General features: G+C 69.1%; 7 protein-coding genes and 2 pseudogenes. 4 read left to right on the top strand and 5 right to left on the bottom strand.

The genetic code is table 11. The features are described from left to right. Nucleotides 1-89: 89 nt before the first annotated feature. The 4 genes and pseudogenes from FGX59_RS30300 to FGX59_RS30285 form a co-directional block, all read right to left on the bottom strand. A pseudogene (locus FGX59_RS30300) lies at nt 90-354 on the bottom strand (transposase); the annotation flags it as partial. A gap of 65 nt (nt 355-419) precedes the next feature. Further along, nucleotides 420-587, bottom strand: a pseudogene (locus FGX59_RS30295) (ATP-binding cassette domain-containing protein); the annotation flags it as partial. After that, entirely contained in the window at nt 584-1,237 is a 654-nt protein-coding gene (locus tag FGX59_RS30290) for an amino acid ABC transporter permease (RefSeq protein ID WP_138471412.1), read from the bottom strand. The pseudogene FGX59_RS30295 and the gene FGX59_RS30290, both read right to left, overlap by 4 nt. 19 nt (nt 1,238-1,256) lie before the next feature. Continuing rightward, the gene (locus tag FGX59_RS30285; RefSeq protein ID WP_138471410.1) at nt 1,257-2,006 is read right to left on the bottom strand and encodes an ABC transporter substrate-binding protein; all 750 of its coding nucleotides are present in this window, start codon (nt 2,004-2,006) and stop codon (nt 1,257-1,259) included. A 291-nt stretch (nt 2,007-2,297) separates the two neighbouring features. Here FGX59_RS30285 and FGX59_RS30280 point away from each other — a divergent pair, with 291 nt between their 5' ends. Together FGX59_RS30280 and FGX59_RS30275 are read left to right on the top strand one after the other, a co-directional pair. Continuing rightward, on the top strand, nt 2,298-2,969 hold the full coding sequence (locus FGX59_RS30280; protein ID WP_171060904.1) for a GntR family transcriptional regulator: 672 nt from the start codon (nt 2,298-2,300) through the stop codon (nt 2,967-2,969). A gap of 29 nt (nt 2,970-2,998) precedes the next feature. Further along, a complete protein-coding gene (locus tag FGX59_RS30275) occupies nt 2,999-4,294 on the top strand; it encodes an FAD-binding oxidoreductase (RefSeq protein WP_138471406.1) in 1,296 nt (431 codons plus the stop codon). A 22-nt stretch (nt 4,295-4,316) separates the two neighbouring features. Here the strand turns inward: FGX59_RS30275 and FGX59_RS30270 are convergent, their stop codons facing one another. Beyond that, nucleotides 4,317-4,946, bottom strand: coding sequence for a TetR/AcrR family transcriptional regulator (locus tag FGX59_RS30270; protein ID WP_171060903.1), 630 nt, complete (start codon nt 4,944-4,946; stop codon nt 4,317-4,319). Between the two features lie 202 nt (nt 4,947-5,148). Here FGX59_RS30270 and FGX59_RS30265 point away from each other — a divergent pair, with 202 nt between their 5' ends. Together FGX59_RS30265 and FGX59_RS30260 are read left to right on the top strand one after the other, a co-directional pair. Next, nucleotides 5,149-5,424, top strand: coding sequence for a YgjV family protein (locus FGX59_RS30265; RefSeq protein ID WP_138471402.1), 276 nt, complete (start codon nt 5,149-5,151; stop codon nt 5,422-5,424). Then, nucleotides 5,400-5,729, top strand: coding sequence for a YgjV family protein (locus FGX59_RS30260; protein WP_138471401.1), 330 nt, complete (start codon nt 5,400-5,402; stop codon nt 5,727-5,729). The genes FGX59_RS30265 and FGX59_RS30260 overlap by 25 nt, the downstream gene beginning before the upstream one ends. Nucleotides 5,730-6,000 lie beyond the last annotated feature (271 nt).

Raw genomic sequence — 6,000 nt, 5'->3', positions numbered from 1 at the left:
GCAGGCTGCACTGCCGCCTGAGGCTGAGACCGGGATGATCCTTCTTCACCGCTTTCTGCCTCCAGTGCCGGGGATGAGACTGGAGGCTTCCGACAAAAAATCGCGCTCGATCACCAGCTGCCCGATCTTGGCGTGCAACTTCTCGACATCCGCTGCCGAAACCACCGGCTCGGCAGCCGCCTTCGTGCCGAAGGCCGATGCCATGTTCTCGATGGCTGTCCGCTTCCAGCCGCTGATCATGGTGGGATGGATATCATGCTTCTTGGCCAGCTCGGCCGTCGTCAGTTCCTCGCGGATGGCCTCGAGGGCCACCTTCGCCTTGAACTCCGCTGAATAGCGTTTCCGTTTCGTCATCTCGGGTCAGTCTTCGTCAGGCGCTAAAGCTTAACACCTGGTCCGAAATCCCGCGACCACCTCTCGCCGCCCTGGTAGACCTCCAGCCCGTTCACGCAGCGCAGCAGCGTCGACTTGCCCGAGCCGGACGCGCCGATCAGGCAGACGACCTCTCCGCGCGCCACAGACAGGTCGATGCCCTTGAGCACCTCGAGCGCGCCATAGCTCTTGTGCAGGCCCTCGATCTCGATCATTTCTTTCCGAACCTCCGTTCAAGCCAGGATGCCAGGATGAAGAGCGGCACGCTCAGCGCCAGGTAGAGCCCCGCGACCAGCGTGTAGACGGTCAGGTTCTCGAAGGTCGAGGCCGCCAGCATCTTCGCCTGGAAGGTCATTTCCGCCACCGTGATGACCGAGGCCTGCGAGGTGTCCTTCAGGAGCATGATCATCGTGTTGCCATAGGGCGGCAGCACGGTGCGCACCGCCTGCGGCAGGATCACCCGCCGCATCGTCAGGCCCCAGCCCATGCCGATCGACTGCGCCGCCTCGATCTGGCCGTGATCCACCGCCTCGAGTCCGGCGCGGAAATTCTCGGCCATGTAGCACGAATAGGCCAGGCCCAGCCCGATCGCCCCGGCCTGGAAGGCGGTCAGGTCGATCCCCCAGCCGGGCAGCACGAAATAGATGTAGAAGAGCTGGACGAGGATCGGGATGCCCCGCACGACATTGACGAAGGCGCGCGAGGTCCAGGACAGGATGCCGATGCGCGAATAGCGCATCAGCGCCAGCACCAGCCCGAAGACCGTCGCGATCACGAGGGCCGAGAAGGCGATGCCGACCGTCGTGGCCGCCCCCTTGAGGAGGATGGGCAGATAGGCCTGCGCATCCTGGAGAAACTGCGACATTGCTAGGTGGGCCCGGCGCTCAGTCGAGGTTCCACTTGGCGATCAGCGCGTCGAGCTCGCCGCTCTCCTTCAGCTCGGCCAGGCCCTCGTTGATCCGGGCCAGCAGCTCGGGATTGTCCTTGGCGATGGCCAGGCCCAGCGGCGCCACGAATTGCTGCTGGTAATCCGCCGCCATCTTCAGGTCGGGGAATTTCCCCTGGCCGATCTGGTAGGCCATGATCGGCTGGTCGGCGAAGCCCACGTCGATGCGGCCCAGCTCCACCTCGCGCATGATGTCGGCGATGTTCTCGTAGACCTTCACCTCGCCGATGCCGTCCAGCGCGGCCAGGTCGTTCTGGTACTTCGTGCCCTGCTGGACGCCGATCGTCTTGCCCGCGGTCTCTTTCAGCCCGGCGGTGTAATGGGTGTCGTCATCGGCGCGCACCACCAGCCCCTCGCCATAGGGGAAGATCGGATCGGAGAAATCGACGACCTTCTTGCGCTCCTCGGTGATCGACATGGCGGCCGAGATGATGTCGATCCGCCTCGATTGCAGCGCCGGCAGCAGCGAGACCCAGTCGGTCGACTGCACGTCGGCCTCGAAGCCGGCCTTCCCGCCGATGGCCTTGACCACGTCGACCATCATCCCGGTGATCTCGCCCGAGCCGACATCGAGGAAGGTGAAGGGAACCCCGGTCGGGGTGGAGCCGACTTTCAGCTTCTCGGCCATGGCCGGAACGGAGGCGGCGAGCACGGCGATGGCGGCGACGGCGAAACGGGAGAGCGTCATTCAGTATACCTGCGGTCAGGCCGATCCCGGGGCGAGGGCGGCGGGATCGGCGTCATGGCCGGGATCTGCCCTCGCCGGAGGCAGGCTGTTGCGGTTGCCCCCCGACCGGAAGCCCCGCGGCCCGCTTTGCCCTGCGAAATGCCCGCGCGGCCCGGAAATTATCCGCTGGGGCAGGGCGCTGCCCGTGATTTATGCATGTTCAGTATACCCGTAATCTCCGACAGGCATGAATGGGCGCGTTTTGGCGGGTTGAAATTGTACGATGCGCTTCTTGGGTATACTGACTGGGTCATGACCCCGCCCGTTCCTCCCGCCCTGACCGATCCCGCCCCGGCGACCCGCGCCGCGGAGATCTACGCGGAGCTGAAGGGCCGGCTGCTGTCGCACCGCTATCGCATGGGGGATGTGCTGCGCGAGGAGGAGGTCGCCTCCTGGTTCGGTGCCAGCCGGCTGCCCGCGCGCGACGCGATGCGCCAGCTGGAGCACGAGGGGCTGATCGAGCGCAGCGGACGGCGCTACCGGGTGCGCCATTACGACTACCACGCCGTGCAAGTGACCTACCGGATGCGCGCCGCGCTGGAGCACATGTCGGTGGAGCTCGCCGTCGCCCGCGGCGGCGCGGCGGATTTCGACCGGCTCGCCGCCAATCTCGACGCGCAGGAGCGGCTGGTGGAGGCGCCCGACCGGGCGCAGTTCACCGCGCTCGACATCGCCTTCCATCTCGACATCGCCCGGCTCGGCGGCAATCCGATGCTGGTCGCCGAGCTGTCGAAGCTGCTCGACCGCGTCCGCCTGATCCGCTCCGACGAGATCGGCCGCGACAACGGCCCGGCCGCGGCGCTCGAGGACCACCGCCGCATCCTGCATGCGATCCGCCGTGGCGATGCCGCCAGCGCCAAGGCCGAGCTCGACTACCATTACGCCACCACCGTCCGCCTGCATGACGCGACGACCGGCCCGTGATCCCGTGACCGCTTCCGAAAGGCGCCCAGATGTTCCCCTCGCGTGACTGCATCGACCGTTTCCCCTCGCTCTGGATGGAGACCGCGCGGGAGACCGACCCGGCCCGGCCGCTCGACGGCGACACCCGTGCGGATGTCGCGGTCATCGGCGCGGGATTCACCGGGCTCGGCTGCGCGATTTCGCTCGCCGAGGCCGGGCGCGACGTGGTGGTGCTCGATGGCGGCGGCCCGGGCTGGGGCGGGTCGGGGCGCAATTCCGGCGCGGTGATCCGCGGCTTCAAGATGAGCCGCAGCGAGCTGAGGACCACGTTCGGCGCCGAGGGCGACGCGATCGCGGAATTCGGCGCGAAGAACGCGGAGCTCGTCTATGCGCTGGTCGCGCGCTTCGGCATCGACTGCGCGCTGCGCCGCACCGGCTGGATCCAGCCGGCCCATAACGCCGCCGGGCTGCGCCGCGTCGAGGAGCGCCACCGCACCTGGACCGCCGACGGGGTGACCGGCATCGAGATGCTCGACCGCGCGCAAATCGCGCGGGAGCTGGGATCGGAGGCCTATATCGGCGGGCTGATCGACCGCGGCTGCGCGGTTCTACAGCCCCTGGATCTGGTCCGCGGCATGGCGCGCGGCGCCGCCTCGCTCGGGGCGCGGATCCATGGCGGCACGCCCGTCACCGGCTACCGGCGCGAGGGCGGCGACTGGGTGGTGGCGACCCCGCGCGGCACGGTGCGGGCGCCGGTCCTGGTGGTTGCGACGAATGCCTATACCGGCGGGCTCGAGCCGGGCATGGCGGGCTCGATGCTGACCACACATACCCAGATCGTCGCGACCGAGCCGCTGCCCGGGGCGCAGATCGCCGCCATCCTGCCCGGCGGCGCCTCGGCCTCCGACAGCCGCCGCGTGCTCTTCTACTGGAACCGCAGCCCCGACAACCGGCTGGTCTTCGGCACGCGCGGCAAGGTCGGGGGTCCGCGCAGCCCCGGGGATTTCGCCCATGTCGAGGCGGCTCTGGCCTCGGTCTATCCGCAGCTGGCCGGGGCCAAGATCACCCATCGCTGGGGTGGCAAGGTCAGCCTCACCCGGGACTACCTGCCGCGGCTCGCGATGCCCGCGCCGGATCTGTGGACCGCGCATGGCTATTCCGGGCGCGGCGTGGCGATGGGCACGGCCTATGGTCTGCTGATGGGCGAGGCGATCGCCGCCGCGCGGCCGCTGCAGAGCCTGCCCGTGCCGCATGGCGCCGCCCCCGCCGCGCCGCCGGCACTCCTGCGCGCGCCGGGCATCGCCGCCGCGACGGTCTGGTACCGGCTGCTCGACCGCTGGATGTGAGCCCCGCGCCCGGCGCCGCGGGCTAGCCCTCCGCCTGCGGCGGGCGGGGGAAGAGCAGCTCCAGATAGCCGCGGAACTGCGCCGACTGGCGGGCGGCGAGGCCCGGAATGCCATGGGCGCGCTGCAGGATCAGCCCGCCCTCGATCACCGAGACGAACATCTCGGCCAGCGCCTTGGCCGTCACGGGCCGGGCGGGAGGCTGCGCGTCGATCATCTCCTGGAACTTGCGGATGAAAAGCGCGGTCCAGGCCCGGAAGGCCTCGGCCACGAGGGCCCGCACCTCTTCGTCGAACTGCTCCTCCTCGTAGGAATAGAGCGCGTACATGCAGCCCCGGGGCGCGGTTCCGGGATCGCGCAGCTGCGCTTCGAAGGCGCCGAGGATCTGCAGGAGCTGCGCCATCGCCCCGTCCTGCGCCGCCTCGGCCTCGGCCACCAGGGTCCGGAGCATGCGGATATCGGCCTCGGCGTACCAGCGGATCAGCTGCGCGGCCAGATCCGCCCTGGAGCGGAAATGGTGGAAGAAGGCGCCCTTCGACACGCCCGCCGCGGCCAGGATGTCGTCGACCGACATGCCGGCGAAGCCCTTGCGCAGCGCCAGTTCCTTGGCGGCGGCCAGGATCCGCTCCCGCGACTGCTCTCCCTTGCGGCTCATATTCTGCCATTTCCAGGCTGGACGGTCTGCTGTAGGCCATGCGGTTCTTCCGCGGGTTTCCAGCGCCGAAGGACTATTGCCGCCCGCATTCGGCCCAAGTGAAAGGGTGAAACAAGTGAGGACCGGCCCCGGCTGCGGCTGAAACAGACCAATTGGTGCGTTCGGAACAGACCAGATGGTCTGATCAACCGGAGCAGCCAAGATGACCCCAATCACCCTTGCCAGCGGCATGCCCCCCGCGGCGCTCTTCGGAACTGCCGGACTTGCCGCGCAGATGGTGGCGCCGCTCTTCCGCGGCAGCGAGGCCATTCTTGCCGTCCAGCTCGACCCGAGCTGCGCCTATGCCGCCTGCTATGCGCTGATGGGCCAGGACACGGCGGCGGCGATCTGCCTGACCGGCGCGAGCCAGACCGCCGTGGCGCTGCTGGCGGGCCGGCGGCCCTGGCTCGGCCGGTGGCGCTGGCGCTCGGGGCGATGACCTATTCCGGGCTGCCGACCCTCCTGGCGGTGACCGCCTGCTGCCTGGTGATGACCGGGCGGCTGCAGGCCGACACGCTGCGGATGCGGCGCACACAGCTGATGGCCGCGCCCTTCGGCGCCGCGCATGACCTGCTGGCCGGCGCCTGGCCCTGCCTGGCCGGGGCGCTCCTGGCCTTCGCCATCGCGCTGGCTGCCTACCGGCGCGAGCAGCGCCGCCGCCGCGGCACCGACCTCGCGGCCTCGGGCCCGGGCGGTGAAACATGGGTGCTGAAACAAATGAAACAGGCGGGGACAACCGGCTGAAAACTTGTCGCCCCAGACTGGTCTCCATCGAAAGACCCCACCCCCGCAGCCCCCGGAAAGGACCCAGCCATGAAAGCCCCCGAAACCCGCCATCGCCCCCGCCCGCCGCGCCGCGCCCCAGGACCCCGCGTCCCCGAAACCTGGCGCTTCACCGACTGGGCGTCGATTTGACCGGTGCTCCGGCCGCCGCAACTGCCCGCCTCTGCGGCAAGTTTGCGGCGGCATACCGGATTCGGGATGAAATTCTTGCCCGCAGCCGCGAAGTTATTCC

Origin of the sequence: Poseidonocella sp. HB161398 (genome assembly GCF_005870025.1) — a bacterium.
GTDB lineage: Bacteria > Pseudomonadota > Alphaproteobacteria > Rhodobacterales > Rhodobacteraceae > Mangrovicoccus.
The sequence above is the reverse complement of the archived record's forward strand: the minus strand, read 5'-3'. Positions and strand labels throughout refer to the sequence as shown.